Genomic DNA, 22,336 nt, shown 5'->3' with positions numbered 1-22,336 from the left:
GGAGTTTGCTCGATTTGCAGGGCGCGGCAAACTCGCTAAACAGAGCCCAGTGCATCGAAGAGCTTGCATTCAAGACAGGGGAAGGAAATCCGGATGGCAAAGGACGGCTTGTGCGCAATCGTGACGGGGTCCGCATCCGGGCTGGGCGCGGCGACCGCGGAAATTCTCGCGCGGAGTGGGGCGCGGCTCGTCATCAACTATTCCTCGAGCCAGAAGGAAGCCGAGGCCACCGCGGAAGCCTGCCGCAAGGCGGGCGCGGCTGAGGTTGTGGTCGCGCAGGGCGACGTCTCGCGCGATGAGGATTGCCGCAAGATCGTCGGGGTGGCCGCGCCCTGGGGCCGGCTCGACGTGCTCATCAACAATGCCGGCACCACCAAGCATGTCGCTCACGGCAATCTCGAAGGGCTGTCGTCGGAGGATTTCCAGCGGCTGTTCGGGGTCAACACCATCGGCCCGTTCCAGATGGTGCGCGCTGCGCGCAGCCTGCTCGAGGCCGGCGCGAATGCGTCAGGACGTCCGTCGGCGGTGGTGAACGTGTCTTCGGTCGCCGGCATCAGCGGCGTCGGCTCGTCGATCGCCTATGCCGCGAGCAAGGGCGCGCTCAACACCATCACGCTCTCGCTGGCGCGCGCGCTTGCGCCCCTCATCCGCGTCAACACGGTGTGCCCCGGCTATATCGACACGCCCTGGTTCACCAAGGGCCGCGGCGAGGATGCGGCGAAGCAGGTGCGCGACAACGTGGTGGCGAAGGTGCCGCTGAAGGTCGCGTCAACGGCCGAGGATATCGCGCAGCTCGTCTGCTTCCTCGCGACGCCGGCGTCGAGCAACATGACCGGCGAGATCGTGCGCATGGATGCCGGGCTGCATTTGATTACTTAGCTCGTCATTGCGAGCCAACGGGTCCGCGCGGAGCGCGGCCCGATGACGCGCTCCGCGAAGCAATCCAGAAAGCGTCCGCGGTGATAGTCTGGATTGCTTCGTCGCAAGAGCTCCTCGCAATGACGGAGCATGAGGGCTTCTGCGGAGAACAAGACGGAGATGCCCGGGTCAGGCCCGGGCATGACGATGGGGAGGCAGTGCGCCTCTCTTCGGCGACGCTTTGAAGCGTCACCCCTTGATCACGCCGCTCGCGACCAGCCGGTGCCAGATGAACAGCACCACCACAGCGCCGATCGTTGCCATGATGAAGCCGGCGCCTTGGTCGGGGCTGTAATGGCCGATGGCCTGGCCGACGAAGGTGGCGAGGAATGCGCCGGCAATGCCGAGGATGGTGGTGAGGATGAAGCCGCTCGGATTGTTTGGTCCCGGTGCCAGAAAGCGCGCGATGAGGCCGGCAATGAAGCCGACGACGATGATCCACAACAGGCCGCCCATGCTCATGTCAGTGCTCCCCTTCCTGAAGCGTAGATCAGAGTTCGATTAAATTCTGCCCGAGATCTCGTCCTCGGTCGGTACTCGTCCGTCCGGCGTCAGATGGTCGACCACCTGCGGCAGGTACTGGCTGAGGCCCGAGAGCAGCTCCTCGCGCGACAGGCCGCTCTGGGCGGAGAGGCTCTCGATCTGATCGGCGCCGAGTGCATTGGCGAGATCGCCGGGCGCGATCGGCTTGTTCTGGCCCTTGCCGACCCAGGAATTCGCGGTCTCGCCGTGACCGCCCTGCTGGAGCTGGTTGAGGAGATCGCCGAGGCCGCCGCTGAGCACGGTGCCGGCCGCACCACCCGCAAGCAGGCCGCCGAGGCCGCCCTTGAGCAGATCGCTGAGACCGCCGCTACCACCGGGCCCGCCGGGAAGAACTGCGCCGCCCGCATTCGCAGGGGTCGGAGGCGGCAACGGTGACCGCTGCTGTGGCGCCGGTGCCGCATCAGGTTGACCGGCTGTCAAATGCTTGAATGCCTTCCAGGCGAGCAGGCCGAGGATCGCCATGGTCATCGGCGACATGCCGCCGGAGGATTCTTGTGAGCTTGGCGTGCTCGGACCGCGCGGGCCGTTCTGCATGCCGTTGAGGACGTCGAGTAGACCCATGGTGCTCTCCTTTGGCGTTCACCTTCGGCGAGCTCTCGCCGGTGACAGGCCCCCCCGGGGCAAAAACATATGAGGCTCTCATGACGGTTACAAGGCAGATGCGGCGCAACCCGCGATGGGCAGCCGGCCTCGCCTCTGCTATCGAGACGTCGGTTCAGGGGGGAGCAGGGCGTGGTTACGGATCGACCGATCGTGGTGGCAGGCGCGGGCGCCATCGGCTGTTTTGTCGGCGGCATGCTTGCGGCCGGCGACCGCCGCGTCGCGCTGCTGGTGCGGCCACGGGTGAAGACCGAGATCGAGCGGTTCGGCCTGCGGCTGACCGATTTCGACGGGTCCGAGACCAGGCTCGGCGCGGGCCAGCTCGCGCTGTCGGAGGATCCGTCGATCTTCCACAGCGCCGGCATCGTGCTGGTCACGGTGAAGAGCGCCGACACCGCTGACGTGGCCGATCAGATCGCGCAACATGCGCCGCAGGATGCGGTCATCGTCTCGCTTCAGAACGGCGTCGGCAACGTCGCGGTTTTGCGACAGCGCCTGGGTGGCCGGCGTGTGCTCGCCGGTATGGTGCCGTTCAACGTGATCGCGATGGGTGAGGGGCGTTTCCACCGTTCGACCTCCGGCGACATCCATGTCGAAGCGGACGAGGCCAATACGGCTCTCGAACTAGCGGTGCCCGGCCTCGCCATGCGCGCCAACAGCGACATCACCGGCGTGCAATGGGGCAAGCTGATCATCAACCTGAACAACGCGCTCAGCGCGCTGTCCGACTTGCCGCTCGCCGCGCAACTGGCTAGCCGCGAATGGCGGCGGCTGTTTGCCGATCAGATGGCGGAGGGGCTGGCCGCGATGAAGGCCGCCGGCATCACGCCGGTGTCGGCGACGCCGATCCCGCCGAACTGGACGCCGACCTTGCTGCGGCTGCCGGATACCATCTTCAATCTGATCCTGGGACGAACCATGAAGATCGATCCCGAGGCGCGTTCCTCGATGTGGCAGGATCTGAAGCAGGGGCGAAAGACCGAGATCGACTATCTCCAGGGCGCGATCATCGCGCTGGCCGAGCGGAACGGCGTCAACGTGCCGCTGTCGCGCCGCATTGTTGCGTTGATCAGGGAAGCCGAAAGCGCAGGCCAGGGCCCGCCGAGGCTGACGCCGCAACAGATCAGGGGCGCGGCGTGATCTCGCGCAGGCCGACAGGAGGAGCGCGATGAAACCTTGTTTGACGATGGGTCTCGCGCTGGCCGCGCTCTGCGGCGCGTCGACCTTCGCTCAGGCCCGGCCACCGACCGTCACGCCATCACCTGGTTATGACAGACGATTGCAGGAGAGCCGGTCGGCACTGAGTGGCACGGCGACGGCGCCGGTGAATCCGCCGGTGACTACACCCAAGCACAAAAACAAAAAGAAGAAGCGGACGAACTGAGGCGCCGCATCCTCAGTCGTCGTCCTGGCGAACGCCAGACCCATACCGCGGAATCTATCGATAGCGCCCGCGTTGACGGAGCAACAGCTCAGCCCTTCTTCGCCGGCTTGCTCGGTGTTGTCGGGTTGAACAGCTTTTTCAGCTCGTTCAATCCCTCGGACAGCCGTGGCCATTCGCAGGAGAACGAGCCCTTGGTGCAGGCTGCGCCCTTTGGTCGCGGCCCGCCGACGGTCTGCTGGACCTTCGGCCGCTCGACAGGGACCGGCACCCGCTCAGCCTCGCTGCGCAGCGCGATCCGCTGGAGCTGTTGTTCCTGCTGCTCGCGCTGCTGGCGCGCCGTGACTTCCGCCACGGCATTCTTGCGGCGCTCGTTGGCGAGATAGGTTGTGTAGGATTGGTCGATCTTCTTCTGCTCCTCCGGAGTCGGGTTGGGCCCGGCGATGTCGAAGGTGCGGTCCTGCAGGAAGTCGTAATAGGTGTAGCCGCCGCCCGCCTTGCGGCGCCCGGCGAACTTCGCGTTGCAATCGGCAAGCGCTGCCGTCTTCTCCGCCTTGGTGGCGGACTTCTCGGCGGCGTCGGCGCATTCCTCGAAGTCGACCGGCGCGCGCTTCCACCATTGGGCGTGGCCATGCGACATCGGCAGGACCAGTCCTGCCGAAGCAACGGCGAGCAGCGCCGCACGACGCCATGCAATCACAGACGACATTCTTACAAGGGTAATCTCTAGGGGACTCAACCCGAACTGAATCGGACCGGATTTTTGCCCGTTTATTGCCGCCTTGTCACCCATGGAACCCGGGAATTTCGCGTCTGTGTTGCTGACATTTTTTGCTTGACGTGGCCGAGGAGTCACAGCCGCGCGGCATGCGATGCGCTTAGAGTTCTATGGATCTGAATTCGAAGGGAAACGTCGGACATGAGAGCGTTGGCCCGTCTCGCAGCAATCGCGATGGCGTTGATTTGCGGCCATGCGTTTGCCGCGGACGAGGATGCGCTCAACCGCAAGCCGGTGCGGGCGATCGCCGACACGCGGCTCTCGGTCGGCGGCCAGGGCATTCTGCCGCTCTATCTCTCCAGTGACTGGTCGATGCCGCTGCCGGCGATCTCGCGCGCGATCATCGTGCTGCACGGACGCCTGCGCAACGCCGACGAATATTACATATCAGCCCATACCGCGCAGCTCGCTGCGGGCGACGTCGGCAAGAGCGCGCTCATGATCGTGCCGCAGTTCTTGGCAGAGATCGATATTGAAGCGCATAAGCTGCCCGCGGACACGCTGCGCTGGTCGCTGTCGGGATGGGAAGGCGGCGACGCTGCGCTCGCGCCGAACCCGCTATCTTCCTTCGAAGCGCTCGATGCGATCCTGGCCAAACTCTCCGACCGGCGCATCTTCCCGAACCTGAAGCAGGTCGTGGTCGCCGGACATTCCGGCGGCGGGCAGGTCGCGCAGCGCTACGCCATCGCCGGCAGGGGCGAAGCGGCTCTGTCGCGTCAACATATCGATGTCCGCTATGTCATCGCCAATCCCTCGTCCTACGCCTATTTCGGCGCCGAGCGGCCGAAGCCGTCCATCGCAGCATCCTGCCCCGGCTACAACAATTGGAAATACGGCATGGGCGATCGTCCGTCCTATCTTGCGGACGCGACCCCGGCCGCGCTCGAGCAGCGTTATGTCGAGCGTGAGGTGATCTATCTGCTCGGCACCCTCGATACCAATCCCGAGCATTCCGCGCTCGACAAGAGCTGCATGGCCCAGGCGCAAGGCGCCAATCGCTACGCCCGCGGCCACGCCTATGCGGACATCATGGCCAAGCGCGACAATGGCACGCCCAATCATCGCGTGTGGGACGTCGCCGGCGTCGGCCATGACGGCGAGAAAATGCTGACCTCGAAATGCGGCCTCGAAGCCCTGTTCGATCTGCCGGGCTGCGCGGCGGAGCGTTGATGCGGATGGCTTGAAGCAGCCGCCGCGGCTGCTACACTTCGGCTCGTGGCGCCTCGCCCTGGGGCGACACCAACAAGAAGACGAAGTGGAATCGCCTGATGCTGCTCGCAGCGCGATGATCCCGGAAAAGTCCGCCGCACGCTGTTGCGCGACGAGCGCGCGGCGTGGATGAAGGAGCGGGCGCGCGTTCCGGATTCCGTTGAAGGCGCGGGCCACATGTCGACTAACGAAAATCACGGAAGGACCGGACTTTCATGACAATTACAATCGCTGCGAACGGCGTGCCGAAGCCGCCGGCTGACATCATCGAGGGATTCAGGAGCGCGCCGACCTCGATCATTTCGGACAATCTCGGCCGCCTGCCTGGAGCGGTCGGGCTGAAGCCGTTTCATCGCGGCGGCAAGCTGGTGGGGACGGCCTTCACGGTGCGCACGCGTCCTGGCGACAATCTCGCCATCCACCGCGCGCTCGAACTGGTCGGGCCTGGGGATGTCATCGTGGTCGACGGCGGCGGCGACGAGACGCGGGCCCTCGTCGGCGAAATCATGAAGAACATCGCCGAATGGCGCAAAGCGGAAGGTTACGTCATCGACGGGGCGATCCGTGACGTCGCGGCTTTCGCCGCGTCCGACTTTCCCTGCTTCGCCCGCGCGGTGATTCATCGCGGCCCCTACAAGAACGGTCCCGGCGAGATCAACGTGCCGGTCTCGATCGGCGGCTCGGTGATCTCGCCCGGCGACATCGTGGTCGGTGACGAGGACGGCGTGGTGTCGTTTCCCGCCGCGACCGCCGCTGGGCTGCTCGAAGCGGTGCGCGCCCAGATCCTGCGCGAGGAGGAGACGTTGAAGGCGATCCGCGAGGGCCGCTACCAGGGCTCTTATGGAAAATCCTGATCAAGAGGGGAGGACGGCGTGAGCCAGAAGGACGAATTCCACAATCTCGACAATCCGAGTGATGGTCTCTTCCGCGAGCTCGGGCCGGGCCTGACCACGCGCATCTTCTCCGGCGAGCAGGCGATGCTGTCGGTGGTGACGCTGGCGCCGCATGCGCAAGGTACGCTGCATCATCATCCCGAGGAGCAATGGGGCGTGCTGCTCGAGGGCTCGGCGGTCCGGGTCCAGGGCGGCGAGGAAATTCCGGTGAGGAAGGGCGATTTCTGGCGCACGCCGGGCAACGTGCCGCACACCATGCGCGCCGGCCCCGACGGCGCCCGCGTGCTGGACATTTTTAGTCCACCGCGGCCCGAATACAGAAAACCGGGGTCCGGTTTCGGGACGATCTGAAGCGCTCAAAAGCAAAAAGCAAAGCGCAAAAAAAGGGGAGGGAGACCATGAGCATCACACGACGTGCGCTGCTGGCCGCACCGGCCATCCTCGCGATGGCGCCGGCGGCAGCGCAGGCCGGCAAGATCACGCTGGTGGTGCCGTTTCCACCGGGCGGCTCGACCGACGCGATGGCGCGGCTGCTGCAGAGCAATCTGCAAACCAAGCTCAATCGCATCGTCGTGGTCGAGAACAAGTCGGGCGCCGCCGGCGCGCTCGGCGCGGCGCAGGTCGCAAAGAGCCCGCCGGACGGCTCGTCGTTCCTGGTGACCTTCGATTCGCATGCGGTGATCCCGTCGATCCTCGACAAGCCGCCGGTCGACGTCGAGCGCGAGCTGATGCCTGTCCTCCTGGTCGGCACGGCACCTTATGTGATCGCCGCCAACGCCGGCCGTCCCTACAAGAGCTTTGCCGACGTGGTCGCGGCCTGCAAGCAGACGCCGGGCGCGGTGAAATATGCCTCCGTCGGCATCGGCACGCTCGGCCATCTCGCGATGACCGTGCTGGGCAGCAAGGCCGGCGTCGAGATCACCCACGTGCCCTATCGCGGCGGTGGGCCTGCCATGAACGACGTGCTGGGCGGCCATGTCGATCTCATCGCGGGATCGGCGGCGCTGGTTGGCGCCCAGCTCGGCACCAACATGCTGCGGCCGATCCTGCAACTCGGCCGCGAGCGGCTGCCGCTCCTGCCGGACACGCCGACCGCGATCGAGGCCGGCTTTCCGGATTTCGAGACGCTGGCCTGGTGGGGCATCTTTGCGCCTGCCGGAACGCCTCCCGACATCGTCGCAGGCCTCGCGACGGCGTCCAAGGAGATCCTGAGCGAGCCCGCGACCGCCGCGCAGCTCAAGGAGACACAGCAGATGACGTTGCTGCTCGAGGATGGTGCCGCATTCAAGACCTTCTTCGACAAGCAGGTCGCCTATTGGGGCAAGGTGGTGCGCGAGAATAATATCAGGGCATGAGAAGCCTCCTCCCGGGATTGCCATCCCAGGTCCGGTGCCTCGCGCGTGCCTTAAGCGTCAGAGCATCTTGCCGACGATCTTCGTCATGTCTGCAGCCGAAAACGCGCGCAGCGTTTCGGTGCGGACATTGCCGAGTGCGCTGAGACTGAGGCTGAGCGACATCGCGGCAGCCTCGTCTGGAGCCTCCAGAACGGTCACAACGTCATATCGTCCCTGCGTCCAGACGATCTCTTTCACGGTCACGCCGAACGTTTTGGCCATCTCCTTGTAGGCGTCGGCCCGCTTCGGCGAGTCCTTGACGTTGCGGACTCCCTGATCGGTGAAATTCCCCAGCACGACATAGGTTACCATGGTCGTCCTCCCTGGTTACTCGCATGAGGAAACCGCGCCGAGTTTGCCACGGCGGCCGAGACCGCGCCACTTGCGCGTTGGGAACGTCAGCGGATGCGACTTATCCGGTCAGGACAACGGCCGCGCGAAACTGAGCTCGTGGCCGTCGGGGTCGATGAGATGGAAGTAGCGCTCGCCCCATTCCGCATCGCGCGGTGTGGTCGACGGCTGCCACCCGGCGGCGCGCGCCTGCTCGTAGATCGCGTCGACATCGGCAACATGGAAGATGACGCGGCCCCACCAGGACCAGCGCTTGTCGTCCGGCTGCGCGGTCAAATTCAGATAGCCGGTGCCGGCGCGAAAGCTGGTGAATGCAGCAGCATCGCCGCCATACAGGAGCTCGAACCCCAGCGAATGGTAGAAGTGCACGGCGCGCCCCATGTCATGCGTGCCGAGCGTGATGGCGCTGATGCTTTCGATCATGTGAACTGCTCCGCCGGGAGGGACCTGGGCACGATTGTACAGCCGCCTTGCTTGGGTTGACGATGGTCCGGGCCGCCTTGCGGCTGGCGAACCTTATCCTGCTCTGCTATGAGGAGGCCGAGCCCGCCCCGCGGGTTCCGCGGTCCCGTAGCTCAGCCGGATAGAGCGGCGGTTTCCTAAACCGTAGGTCGGATGTTCGAGTCATCCCGGGATCGCCATTTTGTCATGTGCCATCATCCCCATTGGCCACGCTCCGGCGCGAGCTGGAGGTCATCGGCTGCCGCTGGTGGCATCCGACGGGACCGGGGTCAGGCCTGCTCGCGATAGAATTGCAGCAACCGCGTGCCGGCCGGCGAGAGCCAGTCGGGCGCGCCGGTGATGTAGCCCTCGAGGTGATTGCTCGTTCCGACGAGATAGGTGATGGGCATGCCGACGAGCCTGAAGATGGAGGCGGACGCCTCTGCCGTCACGCCATACGCATCGACGTAGCAGGCGAGGTTTTGCACGGGGAGGCCCCCGAGAAACGTGCGGATCTTTTTGAGGTCCTTCGTGTCCGTGCAGATCGCGACGATGTCGAGCCGGTCCGGCCGCGATCCGGCAAGGCTGGCGAGCGCAGGCAGGTCGAGCCGGCACGCGGCGCACCATGTCGCCCAGAAATTGGCCAGCGTGATGCGGCCCGGTTTCGCCGTCACGACGACGTCCTTGCCATGCAGGTCCTGAAGCCGGAGCTGCGGCATCGGCGCGCGCGGCCGCACGACCGTGAACTGGCTGCGGCCGGTTTCGAACATCGGCGGCCAGGCCGGCTCGGCTTGCGCGCCGCTTGCGCGTAAGGACGTAACGAGTGCCGGCGCGGCGATCAGGAGCGATCGCCGCGACAAGGCCGGGCCCTTCTTGCGAGATCTCTCATGCATGGATGTAGGCCCAGCCCTTGAGCTGCAGCTCGACCACACGTCCGATGCCGAAGGGCACGAGGCTCGCGCCGGCAATCAGCGGGATCGAGATCTGCTCCTTGGCCTCCGCGATCGCCTTGGATGACGCGCACATGCTGTAACTGAGGTTGGGCAGCGACTGGCGCAGCGTTGCGAGCGGTTCGGTCAGCGTGCTCTTGTCCGCCCGGAATACGTCGATGCCCTTGCCGTTGGCAACGACCTCGATCAGCAGTTTCGTGCCCTTCTCGGCAAAATGCCGGGCGAGGTTGGCCGAGTAGCTGACGGCGTGTCCCATGACATAAGGCTCGTTGCTGTCGATCAGGATGACGACGCCGTCGACGAGACGATCCTCCTTGGCCGCGGCGGTGCCGCCGGCCGTGAGGATCGAGGCGCCGGCGAGCAAGCCCCGGCGCGACAATCGGTTGGAAAGTGTCGTCACGGTTGGCGTGCCCGCGTATCAGACCTGACGCGGTGCGATCGGCGCCTTGCCGTTGCGTCCCCACAGCACGAACAGGGCGAGCGCCAGCAGGACGACGTTGAGCGGGGTGACCGGGGCCTCGCCGCGCGAGATGTGGAAGACCAGCGCGAGGACCTGCAGCACGGCGCAGCCGAGCGCGGCCAGCACGGTCAGCCGCGGCAGGATCCGGGTCAGCGCCGGCAGCAGAATGCCGATACCGCCGGCGAGATCGACCACGGCGACGAAGCGCACGAAGGTTTCGGAATACTCGCCCGCCCAGGGCATCATCGCGGCAAGCTGCGGGATGGGCGTGAGCAGCTTGACCAAGCCGGCCGAGATGAAGACGAAGGAAATCAGGATCTGCGCGATCCAGAGGCCGATGCGGAGGGCGCGGCCGGGCGTGGCGGTCTCGAGGGCGGTGATGGACATGGTGGTCTCCGGTTGTTGACGGTCGCCACCATTTGATGATTTCACCAGATTTAATCATTATATGTTCCGGGATAGGTTCCTTTCCTGAATGTTGATGATCTCATGGATTCGCTGGTCAGTATGCGGGTGTTCTGCCTGGTCGCGGAGCTGAAGAGCTTTGCGGCCGCGGCCCAGCGCCTGCGCATCTCGCCCGCCATGGCGAGCAAGCACGTGATGCAGCTCGAGAAGCGGCTGGGCACGCGGCTCCTCAATCGGACCAGCCGGCGCGTGAGCCTGAGCGAAAGCGGGACGCTTTATTTCGAGCAGACGCGGCAGATGCTCGATTCGCTCGACGAGATCGAAGCCGCCGTGAGCAAGGCGACCGTCGTTCCGCGCGGTACGCTGCGGCTGACCGCGCCGGTGTGGATGGCGAACGCGATATTCGCAGGCGTACTGGCCGACTATCAGGCCCGCTATCCGGAGGTGTGCCTGGATGTCGACCTCAGCGGTCGGCTGGTCAATCTGGTCGAGGAGGGATTCGATCTCGCCTTGCGCGCAACCGGCGCGCCCGACGAGGCCCTGATCGCGCGGCCGATCACCAGGGTCGCATTCTACCTGGTCGCCGCCCCCGCGTTTCTCGATCGCGCCGGCCGCCCGAACAAGCCGGCCGACCTCGCCGGTCAGGCGCTGTTGCACTATGCGCTCTATCCCGGCGATAGCTTCTCATTCACGAGCGAGCGCGGCGTCGAAACCGTCAAGCTCAATCCGGTCCTGCGCAGCGGCAACGAAACGCTGCTTCACATGGCAGCGCTGGAGGGCATGGGCTTCGCCTTCCTGCCGAAATGGCTGGTCGCCGACGACATCGCCGCCGGCCGTCTCGAGCACATCCTGCCCGACGATGTCATCTTCGAGGGGCGCCTGTTCGCGGTCTATCCGAGCCGCAAATATCTCTCCGCGAAGGTGAGGACCTTCATCGACTTCATCGCCGCCGACAGGCGGATGAGATAGCAGGCTACAACGACCGCGCGATCAGGAGCTTCATGATCTCGTTGGTGCCGCCATAGATCTTCTGGATGCGGGAATCGATGAAGATGCGCGAGATCGGGTATTCCTGCATGTAGCCATAGCCGCCGAAGAGCTGCAGGCATTCGTCGGCGGTCTGCACCTGCTTCTCCGAGCACCAGTATTTCGCCATCGAGGCGGTGACGGTGTCGAGGTCTTTTGCGACCAGGCGCTCGATGCACCAATCGACGAAGACGCGCGCGATCATCGCCTCGGTCTTGCGCTCGGCCAGCTTGAAGGCGGTGTTCTGGAAATCCATCAGCGGCTTGCCGAAGGCGGTCCGCTCCTTGGTGTAGTCGGTGGTGAGCTTGACCGCCCGTTCCATCGAGGCGACGGCACCGACCGCGAGCGCCAGCCGCTCCTGCGGCAATTGCTGCATCAACTGGACGAAACCCTGGCCTTCCTCCCGGCCGAGCAGGTTTTCCGGCGGCACCGCGACGTTGTCGAAGAACAGCTCGGATGTGTCGGAGGCGTGCAGGCCGATCTTGTCGAGGTTGCGCCCGCGCTTGTAGCCATCCGCGCCCGCGGTCTCGACCACGATCAGCGAAATGCCCTTGGCGCCGACCTCGCCGGTGCGCGCGACGACGATGACGAGATCGGCGGCCTGGCCGTTGGTGATGAACGTCTTCTGGCCATTGATGACGTAGGAATTGCCCTGCTTCTTCGCGGTGGTCTTGACGCTTTGCAGGTCCGAGCCGGTGCCGGGTTCGGTCATGGCAATGGCGCCGACCATCTCGCCCGATGCCATCTTCGGCAGCCAACGCGTCTTCTGCTCCTCCGAGCCGTAGTTGAGGATGTAGTGGGCGACGATGGCGCTGTGCACGGAGACGCCGGTCGTCAGCTCCGGCACCGTGCTTTCGAGGTCTTCCAGCACGGCGGCATCGTAGGCGAAGGTCGCACCCAGGCCGCCATAGGCCTCGGGCACGCTCGCCAGCAGCGCGCCCATCTCGCCGAGCCCGCGCCAGGCGAAGCGGTCGACCATCTTCTGCTCGCGCCATTTCTCGGCGTGCGGCGCCAGGTCCTTGGCAAGATATTTCCGGAACTGGTCGCGGAAGACGTCGAGCTCTTCGGTCATCCAGGAGGAGCGGTAGGACATGGAAACCTCGGTTGATGCGGCTGCCGGCTTGGTAGTCCAGCGCACGGCGACAATTATTGTGTTTTCAGGCTGCGCCGGTGACGCTACCAAGGCGGCCGGATACGCGTCTTGTTGGGATGTCTGATTTTGGCCGTCAAAACCCAAACCGTCAAAACCCAAACCGTTAAAACCCAAGAGCTCAAGCTCGACATCGAGCGCATCGGCACCGTCTCCGCCATTCTGATGCAGCCGGACAATGCGCGCGCCTGTTACGTCCTGGCGCACGGCGCGGGCGCCGATATGCGGCATGCGTTCATGGACAAGGTCGCGGCGGGCCTCGCGGACCGCGGCATCGCGTCGCTTCGCTTCAATTTTCCCTATATGGAGAACGGCAAGGGGCGTCCAGACCAGCCGGCCGTTGCACACGCCACCATCCGCGCGGCTGTCGAGGAGGCGGCGCGGCTCTGCCCGGGATTGAAGCTCATCGCCGGCGGAAAATCGTTCGGTGGTCGCATGACCTCGCAGGCGCAGTCCAAGGCGCCGTTGCCGGGCGTAAAAGGGCTCGCCTTTCTCGGTTTTCCCCTGCATGCCGACAAGAAGCCATCGACCGAGCGCGCCGAGCACCTTGGCGGCGTCGCCATTCCCATGCTGTTCCTCCAAGGCACGCGAGACGGGCTCGCCGATCTCGGCTACCTCAAGCCCGTGATCGAGACGCTCGGCCCAAAGGCCAGGCTGCATGAGGTCGCCGGCGGCGATCACTCCTTCGCCGTGCTGCGAAAGTCCGGCCGCAGCAATGAGGAAGCGCTTGCGGAGGTGCTCGACACGCTCACGGCCTGGATCGACGAGATTGCCTGAGGTTCAGGCCGCGTAGAGGCCCTTGTCGCGCGCCTTCTGGATCGCCAGCGCGGCGATCAGGTCGAGCGTCGGCGTCGACAGGCCGCCTGCGCGGGCGAAGGCCGCGGGGGCCTTCACCAGCACGTCGATCTCCATGGCGCGGCCGAGCTCGTAATCCTGGAGCAGCGACGGCTTGTGGTTGGGGGCGGGGCCACTTCGCGTCACGCGCTTGACCTCGGGAATGAAGTGCTGCGCGATCTCGTTGGCCTCGTTCAGCATGCGCGGGATGACGTCGGTGAAAGCGGGGTCGTCGCGCACGCCGCGCGCGGTCTGGCCGGTCAGCAGGCACAGCACCGACAGCGACATGTTGGTCAGCAGCTTTGACCAGATCGCCTCGCGGATCTCCGCCACCGGCGGCGATTCCAGCCGCGCATCGTTCAGGACGCCGCGGAGTTTCGTGATGCGCTCGCAATTGCGGTCGTCGCATTCGCCGATCAGCAGGCGGTTGCGGTCCGGCGTGAGGTTTTGAACCACGCCGGGTGCGACCACCTCGTTGGAGGAGAAGACCACCCCGCCGACGATCCGCTCTTTCGGGATGCAGGCGCGCAGCCGCCCGCCCGGATCGAGGAAGGTAATATCGGGCGGTGTCGGGTGTCGTGGCGGCAGGCCGATCCCGTACCACCAGGGAATGCCGTTCTGCGCGAAGACGATCGCGGTGTCCTCGCCGAGCAGCGGTTTGATGCTGCTGACCAGTCCCGGAAGCGCGGTGGCTTTCAGTGTGCTGATCACGACGTCCTGCGGACCGAGCTGGGCCGGATCGCCGGAGGCGTTCACCTTGGCGCCGACCTCGGAATCGCCGACGCGCAGCTTGAGGCCGCCCGCGCGCACCGCTTCGAGATGCGCGCCGCGCATCACGCATGAGACCTCATGGCCGGCGCGTGCGAGGCGTACCGCAAGATGACTGCCGACGGCGCCCGCGCCGAAAATGCAAATGCGCATGGTGTGATGTCCCGTCCCTGGAATCCCGTGCCTGCTGCCCGACCCCAGCATGGCACAACCCGCCATGCGATGGGCGCGACCGCCCCACCACGGAAAGATATGGATCAGGACGCGCGGCCTCGGCCATAGTGCGCGGCAAACAAACGACCGGAGGATCACCGATGACCGCCAGCCCCGTCCTGTGGACCCTCGATGCGCGCGGCGTCGCGACCGTCACCTTGAACCGGCCCGAGGTCAACAACGCCTATGACGGCGCGCTGATCGCGGGCGTGCTCGCGGCCATGGACGATCTCGGCAAGAAGCCCGGCCTTCGCGTCGTGGTGCTGCGGGGCAACGGGAAGCACTTCCAGGCCGGCGCGGACCTCAAATGGATCAACGGCGTGCGGCCGCAATCGCCTGAGGCGAACGAGGCGGCGTCCCGGGCGACGTTCGAGGCAGTGCAGCGGCTCAACACGCTGCCGATTCCGACGGTCGCGCTGGTGCAGGGCGGCTGTTTTGGTGGCGGTACCGGCGTGATCGCGGCCTGCGACGTCGTGATCGCGGCCGACAACGCGCTGTTCTCCATCACCGAGGTGCGCTGGGGCCTGACTGCCGCGATCATCATCCCGCAGCTCTGCGATGCCATCGGCGTGCGGCAGGTGCGCCGCTATGCGCTCACCGGCGAGCGTTTCGGCGCCGAGGACGCCCGCCGCATCGGCCTCGTCCATGACGTAGTGCCGCTTGCCGATCTCGATGCCGCCGGCGCCAAGGTGGTCGAGCAATTGCTCGCCAACGGACCGGAGGCGATGGCCGAGACCAAGCGGCTGGCGCTGGAGAGCTCGTTCGGCGGAATGGCCGTGGATGATGCGGCTTACAAGCGGCTCGTGCACCTGCATTCAGTGAAACGCCAGAGCGCGGAAGCGGCGGAAGGGCTGGCATCGTTCGCCGAGAAGCGCGCGGGGAATTGGGAGCCGCGCAAGGCGTAACCGCGTCGGCTGCTCAGCAGCCGCGGCAGATGCCGTGGATGCTGCGATATACGGCCTCGTCGTCCTGGCGCATCTGCCGCACCGATTCGAGCGTCTTGCTCTCGTCGGTCGGCGTCGCGGGTTTGCGCCGCGCGGCCAGTTCTTCCTCCTGGCGCTTGTAGCAGGCTTCGCGATCGGCCTTGGCCTGGATGAAGCGGCAGTTCTGCTCCAGCGCCGAGGCGGGACCGGCAGACATCAGGACGGCGATCAGGGCAGGAAGAGCGAATTTCAAAAGCGTCGAATCCATGGCGCCTCTTCTCTCAGGTCCGATGGCCTGGAGCAACCGCCATGTTGTGACAGCAGCGCGACGGTATCACAGCGCCGCAAGCGACGTCTTGAGCTGGGTGAGCAGCGCCTGCACCGCGGCCGCATTGCGCCGCCGCTCGGGGACGGCGGCCTTCACCCACAGCTCGGGAATCGGAAAGTCGCGCAGCACCGGCTTGAGCGTGCCGGCGCGCAAGGCATCCGCGACGAGATAATGCGAGATCAGCGCGATGCCATTGCCGGCGATCGCACTGCGCGCCAGCACATGTCCCTCGTTGGAGGCGAGCAGCGGACTGACCTGGATGCTGATGCGACCCCGCGGTCCGTCAAAAATCCATTCGGGGCCGGTCGGCAGAAAACTGAGGCAGCGATGATCGACGAGGTCGCGCGGATGCTTTGGCGTGCCGTGTTTCTTCAAGTAGGCGGGTGAAGCGCAGAGCAGCCGCTTCAGCGGACATAGCGGTTCGTCGACGACACCTCCGAATGAATGCGGGAAGGCGCCGATGGCGATGTCGAAGCCCTCTGTCACCGGATCGACCGGGCGATCGATCAGCACGATCTCGAGTTTCAGTCGCGGGTTCTTGGTCTGGAAGGTGCTGAAGGCGTCGGCGAGCCGTGCCACGGTGAGCGAGGTCGGCGCCTTGATGCGCAGGTGATCGACGAGGTCGTGGCCTTTCTCGCCCATCCGCGACAGCAGGTCGGTGGCGTCGGCGACGACGCCGCGTGCGCGGTAGACATAGCGTTGACCGGCCTCGGTGAGCCGCAATTGCCGCGTCGAGCGGTGGAATAGCGGCGTGCCGATCCGCGCCTCCAACTGCGTGACGCGCTTGGCGACCACCGAGGTCGAGACGTTGAGCTTTCGCGCGGCGGCGGAAAAGCCGGCCGCATCAGCGGTGGCGAGGAAGGCCTGAAGGTTCACCAGTATGTCCATTCGACCTTTCTCGATTCGCGAAAACTGATCGCGTATTTTGGTGGATTGTAGCCTCACCCGCGTTAATTCATAGTCGGGCCCAAGCAAAGGATTTTCAGGGATGGGACGCGCCATGCGGGCCACGACGATCGAGGAACCAGCACGCCAGGTGCCGCTCTACGGCGAGTATGAAGTCGTCGTGCTCGGCGGCGGACCGGCCGGCATCGTGGCGGCGGCATCAGCCGCGCGCGCGGGGCGGCGGACGCTGCTGATCGAGCGCTACGGCTTTCTCGGCGGCATGGGCACCGCAGCCGGCGTCACCAATTTCTGCGGTCTGCATGGCAATGTCTACGGCAAGGCCCACCGCCTGGTGCAGGGCATGGCCTCCGAGCTGCTCGCCCGGATCGACCGGTTGAACGGCCTGAACGCTCCGCATCTGATCCTCGGCAAGGTCTTCGCGCAGGCCTATGACACCGCCGCCTACAAGATCGCGGCCGACGAACTCCTTGCAAGCCACAAGGTGCACATCCTCTTCCACGCCCTCGGCGCCGGCGTGGTGATGGGTGACGACCGCCGCATCGACGCGCTGATGGTCGAGACCAAGGCCGGGCGGCAGGCGGTTCGCGCTGAAATCTTCATCGACTGCTCCGGCGATGGCGATCTCGCCGTCTGGGCGGGCGCGCCGTTCGAGGTCGGCGACGCGCATGGCCATCCGCTCTACCCGTCGATGATGCTCCGTCTCAACGGCATCGATCCCGAGCGGGCGGGCGAGGCCTGGCGGACCATCCCGCAATTGATGGAAATGGCCATCGCCGCCGGCACGCACAAATTCCCGCGCAAAAGCGCGATCGTGCGGCCGCAGAAATCAGGGATCGAATGGCGGGTGAATTTCACGCAAGTAGCGCGCGAGGACGGCCACGCCATCAACGGCATCGAGCCCGACGATCTCACCCGCGGCGAGATCGAGGGCCGCAAGCAGGCGCTCGCCGCGTTCGAATTCCTGCGCACCGTGCCGGGCTTTGAAAAATCCTACATCGTCGACCTGCCGCCTCAGCTCGGCATCCGCGAGACCCGCCGCATCAAGGGCGGCTATCAGCTCAGCGGCGAGGACGTGCTCGGCTGCGCCTCGTTCGAGGATTCGATCGGCGTCAATGGCTGGCCGATCGAGGCTCATGTTCCCGGCGACGTCGTCTTCACCTTCCCGCCGATCCCGGAGTCGCGCGGCTATAACGAGCTGCCCTATCGCATGCTGGTGCCCGACGGCGTCGACAATCTTCTGGTCGCCGGCCGCTGCGCCTCGATGACCCATGAGGGGCAGTCGGCGGCGCGGGTCTCCGGTGCCTGTTTCGTCATGGGTGAGGCGGCCGGTTCCGCCGCCGCGCTGGCGCTCGCCGGAAACCGGATCCCGCGTGACATCCCGGTTGAAAAATTGCAGGAAACGTTGAAACAACAGGGCGCCTTCATCGGGCGGGACCAGACCGTGCCCGAAGGGCTGTAAGAAACGACGGAGAAGCCGGATGGGTTGGGTTGCGCGGTTCGCAGTAGCTGTTCTGTTGGCGCTGACGACGATTGGATCGGCGCAGGCCGAGGAGGCGCTGAAGGCCAAGATCGGCGTGCTCAGACTGTCTTCGTCCGCGCCCGTCTTCATCGCGCAGGACAAGGGCTACTTTCGCGAGGCCGGCCTAGAGGTCGAGCTGAAATTTTTCGATGCGGCGCAGCCGATTGCGGTTGCCACCACCTCGGGCGACGTCGATTTCGGCATCACCGCCTTCACCGCCGGCCTCTACAATCTTGCCGGCAAGGGCACGCTGACGGTGATCGGCGGCATGAGCCGCGAGAAGGCCGGCTATCCCCTGATCGGCTATTTCGCCAGCAACAACGCCTATGCCGCCGGGCTGAAGTCGCCGAAGGACCTCGCCGGAAAACGGGTCGCGGTGACGCAGGTCGGCTCCTCCTTCCACTATTCGCTCGGCCTGCTCGCGGACAAATACGGCTTCAAGCTCGCCGACGTGAAGATTGTGCCGCTGCAATCGCTGTCGAATGCGGCGGCGGCGCTGAAGGGCGAGACGGTCGATGCCGCGCTGCTTCCGGTCTCGACCGCGCGAAAGCTGATGGATGAGGGCGGCGCGAAATTCCTGGGCTGGGTCGGCGACGAGACGCCCTGGCAATTGGGCGCGATATTCGCTTCGCCGAAGACGCTCACCAACAAGGTACTCGTCACAAAGCTGCTCGGCGCGCTCGCCAAGGCTGACCGCGAATATCACGACGTGATCCTCGCCGCCATGAAGGACGGCGTCGTGCCGATCAACGAGCGGACAAAACCGCTGCTGGAGATCATCGCGAAATACACCAATCTGCCGCTCGAGCAGGTGGTCGGCAACTGCGCCTATATCGATCCGGACGGCAAGCTCGATGTGAAGAACGTCGACAACCAGATCAAGTGGCTGCAGCAGCAGGGCTTTGCCGACAAGGGCTTCGATGCCAACGCGATCATCGCCAAGGATTTTGTGAAGGCGGATTGATGCCTCAGGCGAATAACCATCCCCGTCATCCTGAGGTGCTCGCGAAGCGAGCCTCGAAGGATGCACGGCCGGGATGCGGCGCGGCCGTCGCCCTTCGAGGCCTCCGCTTCGCTCCGGCACCTCCAGCGACAACGACTTCGCCGTTGCGCGGGGGTGACGGATCAGGGAGCAGCGTGTGACATGGACCTGATCGCCAACCACATCACCCACCGCTTCGGCGACCTCGCCGTGCTCGACGACGTCTCCTTCACGGTCGGAGCGGGCGAGGTGGTGGCGATCGTCGGGCCATCCGGCTGCGGCAAGAGCACGCTGCTGTCGATCCTCGGCGGGTTATTGCAGCCGACCTCGGGGGCGCCTGAGCTGCGCGGGGCGCCGCCGGCGGACAGTCTCAATCCGCTGACCTTCGTGTTCCAGGACTTTGCGCTGCTGCCCTGGGCCACGGTGGAGGAGAATGTCGAATTCCCGCTGCTGCACACCCATCTCTCGTCGGCCGAGCGCCGCGCGCTGGTCGACGATGCCCTGCGGCGCACGGGTCTGACCGATTTCCGCAAGACCTATCCGAAGCAGCTTTCCGGCGGCATGCGCCAGCGCGTCGGCATTTCGCGCGCGCTCGCCGTCAAGCCCGCCATTCTCCTGATGGACGAGCCGCTGTCGGCGCTGGATTCGCAGACCCGCGAGCTGTTGATGGAAGATTTTGTCCGCCTGCTCGCCGACGGCGGCATGGGCGCGGTCTACGTCACGCACAATCTCGAAGAGGCGGCGCGGCTCGCCGACCGCATCGTCGTGCTGTCGCGGCGGCCGGGGCGTATTCGCGAAGTCGTCACCGTGCCGATGACGCGCGCGGCGCGTGGTGAGACGTCGGCGCGGGAAAAGCTGCTCGCGCTCCAGAACCAGATCTGGTCGCTGATCCGTAACGAGGCGATCGATGCCGAGCGCGAGGTCCAGCATGCTTGATCGTGCGGCAGCGGAAACATCGGCGAAAGACGAAACGACCCGGCGCGTCCGCTTCCGCGGCGCGGGGTTCGTGCCCGCGAGCAGCCGTTTCGGCGGCTGGATCGCGCTCGCGCTCGTCATCGCGGTGTGGCAGGCGGCCGGCAGTGCCGGTCTCGTCAATCCGCTGTTCCTGCCAGCTCCGTCGGCGATCGCGCGCGCGATCTATGAGCTCGCGATTTCGGGGGCGCTCTGGCAGCACCTTTCCGCTTCGCTGCTGCGCATCGGTGTCGGCTGGCTGCTGGGAACCGCGGCGGGCGTGGCCGTCGGCTTCGCCATCGGCCTGTCGCGCCTTGCGCGCAGTGTCGGCATCACGTTCATCTCCGCCTTGTTCCCGATCCCGAAGATCGCGCTGCTGCCGCTGCTGATCCTCTGGCTCGGCATCGGCGAAGAGCCGAAGATCGCGACCATTGCACTCGGCGTGTTCTTCTCGACCGCGATCTCGGTCTATAGCGGCGTCGATGCCGTGCCGCGCAATCTCATCCGCATGGCGCAGAGTTTCAATGTGCCGTTCGCCACCATCGTTCGGAAGGTGATCTGGCCGGGCGCGCTGCCTTCGATCCTCGCCGGCTTCCGCATCACCGCCTCGGTCGCGCTGCTGCTGGTCGTCAGTGCCGAGATGATCGGCGCCCAATACGGCATCGGCGCCTTCGTGCTCCAGGCCGGCAATCTCATGCAGACGGATCAGTTGCTTGCGGGCGTCGTGATCCTGTCGGTGTTCGGGCTGGCGGTCGGGAAGGTGATCAATCTGCTCGAGACGAAGCTGTTGCACTGGCGATAGCTTCGCCGGGACGACGGACCCGTAGGGTGGGCAAAGCGCAGCGTGCCCACCGCGTCCACCTCATTCGCAGGGAAATGGTGGGCACGGCGCAGGTGCGCCTTTGCCCACCCTACGAAGGTAAGCCCTCACGCATTCCCGCGATCCTCGCGGAACAGATCGAGCTTCTGCTGCACGGGGCGGTCGGAGAAGCTGAACAACACGGCGTCCGCGTCGGCCTCATGCGTGACCCAGTGCCAGCTTGGTACCACGAACAGATCGCGCGGGCCCCACTCGAACGTCGCCTCGCCGATGCGGGTGCGACCCTTGCCTTCGATCGGACAGAACACGGTCGCGTCGGTCGAGCGGTAGCGTGCGGTCGTAAAACCCTTCGGCAGCAGCTGGATGAAAGTGCCGATGGTCGGCATCGCGAAATCGCCGGTCTCGGGATTGCTGAATTTCAGCTTCAGGCCGTGGCAGGCATCCCACTCCTCGCGCGCCTTGGCGCTTTCCAGCGCCTCGCGGGTGTAGGCATAGGGATAGCTGAAGATCGGCGAGGTCTTCGAACTCCGCTTCCCGTCGACGGGCAAGAGATTGTGGCCGTAGCGGGCAAAGCTGTCGCCGGCCGGCTTCGTGATCTTCTGCTGGTCCTCCTTGGAGCCTTCCGCAAAGGAGCAGTCGAAGAACTGCACCAGGGGGATGTCGAGACCGTCGAGCCAGAACATCGGCTCGTTGGTTTCGTTGGAATGATCGTGCCAGGTCATCGACGGCGTGATGATGAAGTCGCCGGGCTCCATCGCGGTGCGCTCGCCGTCGACCGCGGTGTGCGCGCCCTTGCCCTCGAGCACGAAGCGCAGCGCCGACTGGCTGTGCCGGTGCGCGGGCGCGACGTCGCCGGGCACCACCATCTGCACGCCGGCATAGAGCGACGTCGTGATCTTGGATTGCCCGCGCAGGCCCGGATTTTCCAGGACCAGCACGCGCCGCTCGGCTTCCTTGGCGGTGATTAGCTTGCCGGCTTCTGTCATGTAGTCGCGGATGACGTCGAACTTCCAGAGATGCGGCCGGCAGGCGCTCCTCGGCTCCGGCGTGATCAGGTCGCTCATGACAGTCCAGAGCGCGGTGAGATTTTCGCCGTCGATCTTCCGGTAGAACGCCTCGCGTTCCGGCGTCTTGGTCACGGCTTCCATGGCGCGCCTCCTGTTTGTTTTCTAATTTGACAGTATACTTACGATCTGGGTAGCGTCAATCAGTGATGAATGCTAGACGCCGTCATTCCGGGGCGCGCCGCAAGGCGCGAGCCCGGAATCCATACTCCCGATGGTGGTTATGGATTCCGGGCTCGACGCTGGCGCGTCGCCCGCAATGACAGACTAAAAAGAGAGGGAGGGTTCCGATGAAGCTGCACGGCTATTTCCGCTCCAGCGCCGCCTATCGCGTGCGGATCGCACTGAACCTGAAGGGGCTCGGCGCCGAGCATCTGCCGCATCATTTGCGCAAGGGCGAGCAATGCGCGCCCGCCTATCTCGCCATCAACCCCCAGGGGCTTGTGCCGGCACTGGAGAGCGATGCGGGTGCGGTGCTGACCCAGTCGGTCGCCATCATCGAATGGCTCGATGAGACCCATCCGAACCC

28 protein-coding genes and 1 tRNA gene are annotated in these 22,336 nt (G+C 65.5%); 16 read left to right on the top strand and 13 right to left on the bottom strand.

Annotation, left to right across the window (positions count from 1 at the left end):
• Nucleotides 1–93: 93 nt before the first annotated feature.
• Nucleotides 94–879 carry an SDR family NAD(P)-dependent oxidoreductase gene (locus tag AXW67_RS15560; protein ID WP_063678587.1) on the top strand — a complete coding sequence of 262 codons (786 nt, stop codon included), beginning with the start codon at nt 94–96 and terminating at the stop codon, nt 877–879.
• 228 nt (nt 880–1,107) lie between these two features.
• On the opposite strand, the gene AXW67_RS15555 is transcribed toward AXW67_RS15560, so the two are convergent.
• Entirely contained in the window at nt 1,108–1,380 is a 273-nt protein-coding gene (locus tag AXW67_RS15555) for a GlsB/YeaQ/YmgE family stress response membrane protein (RefSeq protein ID WP_082907900.1), read from the bottom strand.
• Nucleotides 1,381–1,419: 39 nt separating this feature from the next.
• Nucleotides 1,420–2,022: a YidB family protein gene (locus AXW67_RS15550; RefSeq protein ID WP_027553470.1), complete on the bottom strand. Its 603-nt coding sequence runs from the start codon at nt 2,020–2,022 to the stop codon at nt 1,420–1,422.
• Nucleotides 2,023–2,193: 171 nt separating this feature from the next.
• Here AXW67_RS15550 and AXW67_RS15545 point away from each other — a divergent pair, with 171 nt between their 5' ends.
• Nucleotides 2,194–3,201, top strand: a complete 1,008-nt coding sequence (locus AXW67_RS15545) for a 2-dehydropantoate 2-reductase (RefSeq protein WP_063678586.1) — start codon at nt 2,194–2,196, stop codon at nt 3,199–3,201.
• 28 nt (nt 3,202–3,229) lie between these two features.
• Entirely contained in the window at nt 3,230–3,445 is a 216-nt protein-coding gene (locus tag AXW67_RS40510; RefSeq protein WP_082907899.1) for a hypothetical protein, read from the top strand.
• Between the two features lie 88 nt (nt 3,446–3,533).
• Here AXW67_RS40510 and AXW67_RS15540 read toward each other — a convergent pair whose 3' ends face one another.
• Nucleotides 3,534–4,151: a hypothetical protein gene (locus tag AXW67_RS15540; RefSeq protein ID WP_063678585.1), complete on the bottom strand. Its 618-nt coding sequence runs from the start codon at nt 4,149–4,151 to the stop codon at nt 3,534–3,536.
• Nucleotides 4,152–4,361: 210 nt separating this feature from the next.
• On the opposite strand from AXW67_RS15540, the gene AXW67_RS15535 reads away from it, so the two are divergent.
• The 4 genes from AXW67_RS15535 (at nt 4,362) to AXW67_RS15520 (ending at nt 7,677) form a co-directional block, all read left to right on the top strand.
• Nucleotides 4,362–5,390, top strand: a complete 1,029-nt coding sequence (locus AXW67_RS15535; RefSeq protein ID WP_063678584.1) for an alpha/beta hydrolase — start codon at nt 4,362–4,364, stop codon at nt 5,388–5,390.
• 254 nt (nt 5,391–5,644) lie between these two features.
• Nucleotides 5,645–6,283 (top strand): RraA family protein, encoded by a 639-nt coding sequence (locus AXW67_RS15530; RefSeq protein ID WP_063678583.1) that lies wholly within the window; start codon nt 5,645–5,647, stop codon nt 6,281–6,283.
• Nucleotides 6,284–6,301: 18 nt separating this feature from the next.
• Complete coding sequence (locus AXW67_RS15525; RefSeq protein WP_063678582.1) at nt 6,302–6,673, top strand: cupin domain-containing protein; 372 nt, start codon at nt 6,302–6,304, stop codon at nt 6,671–6,673.
• A gap of 47 nt (nt 6,674–6,720) precedes the next feature.
• The gene (locus tag AXW67_RS15520; RefSeq protein ID WP_063678581.1) at nt 6,721–7,677 is read left to right on the top strand and encodes a tripartite tricarboxylate transporter substrate-binding protein; all 957 of its coding nucleotides are present in this window, start codon (nt 6,721–6,723) and stop codon (nt 7,675–7,677) included.
• Between the two features lie 57 nt (nt 7,678–7,734).
• Here AXW67_RS15520 and AXW67_RS15515 read toward each other — a convergent pair whose 3' ends face one another.
• Complete coding sequence (locus AXW67_RS15515; protein WP_063678580.1) at nt 7,735–8,028, bottom strand: GYD domain-containing protein; 294 nt, start codon at nt 8,026–8,028, stop codon at nt 7,735–7,737.
• 108 nt (nt 8,029–8,136) lie between these two features.
• The gene (locus AXW67_RS15510; RefSeq protein ID WP_063678579.1) at nt 8,137–8,490 is read right to left on the bottom strand and encodes a VOC family protein; all 354 of its coding nucleotides are present in this window, start codon (nt 8,488–8,490) and stop codon (nt 8,137–8,139) included.
• A gap of 141 nt (nt 8,491–8,631) precedes the next feature.
• On the opposite strand from AXW67_RS15510, the gene AXW67_RS15505 reads away from it, so the two are divergent.
• Nucleotides 8,632–8,708, top strand: a tRNA-Arg gene (locus AXW67_RS15505).
• Nucleotides 8,709–8,798: 90 nt separating this feature from the next.
• On the opposite strand, the gene AXW67_RS15500 is transcribed toward AXW67_RS15505, so the two are convergent.
• From AXW67_RS15500 to AXW67_RS15490, 3 genes are read right to left on the bottom strand one after another with little or no spacing between them, the layout of a single operon-like run.
• Nucleotides 8,799–9,401 (bottom strand): TlpA family protein disulfide reductase, encoded by a 603-nt coding sequence (locus AXW67_RS15500; RefSeq protein ID WP_063678578.1) that lies wholly within the window; start codon nt 9,399–9,401, stop codon nt 8,799–8,801.
• The gene (locus AXW67_RS15495) at nt 9,394–9,858 is read right to left on the bottom strand and encodes a DsrE family protein (RefSeq protein ID WP_063678577.1); all 465 of its coding nucleotides are present in this window, start codon (nt 9,856–9,858) and stop codon (nt 9,394–9,396) included. The genes AXW67_RS15500 and AXW67_RS15495 overlap by 8 nt, the downstream gene beginning before the upstream one ends.
• Before the next feature lie 18 nt (nt 9,859–9,876).
• Nucleotides 9,877–10,305, bottom strand: coding sequence for a DoxX family protein (locus AXW67_RS15490; RefSeq protein ID WP_063678576.1), 429 nt, complete (start codon nt 10,303–10,305; stop codon nt 9,877–9,879).
• 102 nt (nt 10,306–10,407) lie between these two features.
• Here AXW67_RS15490 and AXW67_RS15485 point away from each other — a divergent pair, with 102 nt between their 5' ends.
• On the top strand, nt 10,408–11,292 hold the full coding sequence (locus AXW67_RS15485) for a LysR family transcriptional regulator (RefSeq protein WP_063678575.1): 885 nt from the start codon (nt 10,408–10,410) through the stop codon (nt 11,290–11,292).
• 4 nt (nt 11,293–11,296) lie between these two features.
• Here AXW67_RS15485 and AXW67_RS15480 read toward each other — a convergent pair whose 3' ends face one another.
• Nucleotides 11,297–12,442, bottom strand: coding sequence for an acyl-CoA dehydrogenase family protein (locus tag AXW67_RS15480; protein WP_063678574.1), 1,146 nt, complete (start codon nt 12,440–12,442; stop codon nt 11,297–11,299).
• A 126-nt stretch (nt 12,443–12,568) separates the two neighbouring features.
• Here AXW67_RS15480 and AXW67_RS15475 point away from each other — a divergent pair, with 126 nt between their 5' ends.
• Complete coding sequence (locus tag AXW67_RS15475; RefSeq protein ID WP_063678573.1) at nt 12,569–13,276, top strand: alpha/beta hydrolase family protein; 708 nt, start codon at nt 12,569–12,571, stop codon at nt 13,274–13,276.
• Nucleotides 13,277–13,279: 3 nt separating this feature from the next.
• Here AXW67_RS15475 and AXW67_RS15470 read toward each other — a convergent pair whose 3' ends face one another.
• Nucleotides 13,280–14,254: a ketopantoate reductase family protein gene (locus AXW67_RS15470; protein WP_027553485.1), complete on the bottom strand. Its 975-nt coding sequence runs from the start codon at nt 14,252–14,254 to the stop codon at nt 13,280–13,282.
• A 161-nt stretch (nt 14,255–14,415) separates the two neighbouring features.
• Between AXW67_RS15470 and AXW67_RS15465 the strand changes: the two genes are divergently transcribed.
• Nucleotides 14,416–15,219 (top strand): enoyl-CoA hydratase-related protein, encoded by an 804-nt coding sequence (locus AXW67_RS15465; RefSeq protein ID WP_063678572.1) that lies wholly within the window; start codon nt 14,416–14,418, stop codon nt 15,217–15,219.
• A gap of 13 nt (nt 15,220–15,232) precedes the next feature.
• On the opposite strand, the gene AXW67_RS15460 is transcribed toward AXW67_RS15465, so the two are convergent.
• Entirely contained in the window at nt 15,233–15,505 is a 273-nt protein-coding gene (locus AXW67_RS15460) for a hypothetical protein (protein WP_082907898.1), read from the bottom strand.
• Nucleotides 15,506–15,571: 66 nt separating this feature from the next.
• Complete coding sequence (locus AXW67_RS15455) at nt 15,572–16,453, bottom strand: LysR family transcriptional regulator (protein WP_063678571.1); 882 nt, start codon at nt 16,451–16,453, stop codon at nt 15,572–15,574.
• Nucleotides 16,454–16,565: 112 nt separating this feature from the next.
• Here AXW67_RS15455 and AXW67_RS15450 point away from each other — a divergent pair, with 112 nt between their 5' ends.
• The 4 genes from AXW67_RS15450 to AXW67_RS15435 all read left to right on the top strand — a co-directional run bounded on the left by AXW67_RS15450 (nt 16,566) and on the right by AXW67_RS15435 (nt 20,725).
• On the top strand, nt 16,566–17,930 hold the full coding sequence (locus tag AXW67_RS15450) for an FAD-dependent oxidoreductase (RefSeq protein ID WP_063678664.1): 1,365 nt from the start codon (nt 16,566–16,568) through the stop codon (nt 17,928–17,930).
• A gap of 19 nt (nt 17,931–17,949) precedes the next feature.
• Nucleotides 17,950–18,954: an ABC transporter substrate-binding protein gene (locus tag AXW67_RS15445; protein ID WP_063678570.1), complete on the top strand. Its 1,005-nt coding sequence runs from the start codon at nt 17,950–17,952 to the stop codon at nt 18,952–18,954.
• A gap of 180 nt (nt 18,955–19,134) precedes the next feature.
• Nucleotides 19,135–19,908 (top strand): ABC transporter ATP-binding protein, encoded by a 774-nt coding sequence (locus tag AXW67_RS15440; RefSeq protein WP_027553491.1) that lies wholly within the window; start codon nt 19,135–19,137, stop codon nt 19,906–19,908.
• Complete coding sequence (locus AXW67_RS15435; protein WP_063678569.1) at nt 19,901–20,725, top strand: ABC transporter permease; 825 nt, start codon at nt 19,901–19,903, stop codon at nt 20,723–20,725. Before AXW67_RS15440 ends, AXW67_RS15435 begins: the two co-directional genes overlap by 8 nt.
• A 125-nt stretch (nt 20,726–20,850) precedes the next feature.
• Here the strand turns inward: AXW67_RS15435 and gtdA are convergent, their stop codons facing one another.
• Nucleotides 20,851–21,891 carry a gentisate 1,2-dioxygenase gene (gtdA, locus tag AXW67_RS15430; protein ID WP_027553493.1) on the bottom strand — a complete coding sequence of 347 codons (1,041 nt, stop codon included), beginning with the start codon at nt 21,889–21,891 and terminating at the stop codon, nt 20,851–20,853.
• Nucleotides 21,892–22,097: 206 nt separating this feature from the next.
• On the opposite strand from gtdA, the gene AXW67_RS44050 reads away from it, so the two are divergent.
• Nucleotides 22,098–22,336 (top strand): glutathione S-transferase N-terminal domain-containing protein (locus AXW67_RS44050; protein WP_245315559.1); only part of this gene is annotated, 239 nt, incomplete at its 3' end.

The sequence above is a fragment of the Bradyrhizobium neotropicale genome (assembly GCF_001641695.1).
In the GTDB taxonomy this organism is placed as follows: Bacteria; Pseudomonadota; Alphaproteobacteria; order Rhizobiales; family Xanthobacteraceae; genus Bradyrhizobium; species Bradyrhizobium neotropicale.
This window is presented reverse-complemented; position numbering and strand designations above follow the sequence as displayed.